Raw genomic sequence first — 438 nt, 5'->3', positions numbered from 1 at the left:
CAATATAAAATCATCGCCCTCATCAGCTAAACTCGCTACCACTCCTGTTACTGTTGTTCCCGCTTGAATTTCTGTTGAGGGAACCGTCGGATCATTGTCCGTATCGTCATCGTAATCATCATCGATATCATCCATCACATCATCGATAGAATCATCGTCGTCGTAATCATCATCGATATCGTCATCGTAATCATCATCGATATCGTCATCGTAATCATCATCGATATCATCCATCACATCATCGATAGAATCATTATCGTCATCGGAATCATCATCGATATCATCGTCGTAATCATCGTCGTAATCATCGTCGTAATCATCGTCGTAATCGTCCGTCGAATTATCGGTGGTGGCATCGTCCGTCGAGTCAGTCGAAGTTTCACCCAATATGACAGAACCATCGGGGCGAGTAATCGAAGAAGAATCAATTTCTACGCC

1 protein-coding gene is annotated in these 438 nt (G+C 43.2%); it reads right to left on the bottom strand.

All coding sequences use genetic code 11. The features are described 5' to 3' along the window. Positions 1–438, bottom strand: a 438-nt coding sequence (locus LKE08_RS23425; protein ID WP_324706690.1) for a hypothetical protein, incomplete at both ends; no start/stop codon positions are given.

This window comes from Lyngbya sp. CCY1209 (assembly GCF_035615495.1).
GTDB lineage: Bacteria > Cyanobacteriota > Cyanobacteriia > Cyanobacteriales > Microcoleaceae > Limnospira.
Note: the sequence above shows the minus strand (reverse complement) of the source record. Positions and strands in the feature narration are given on the sequence as shown.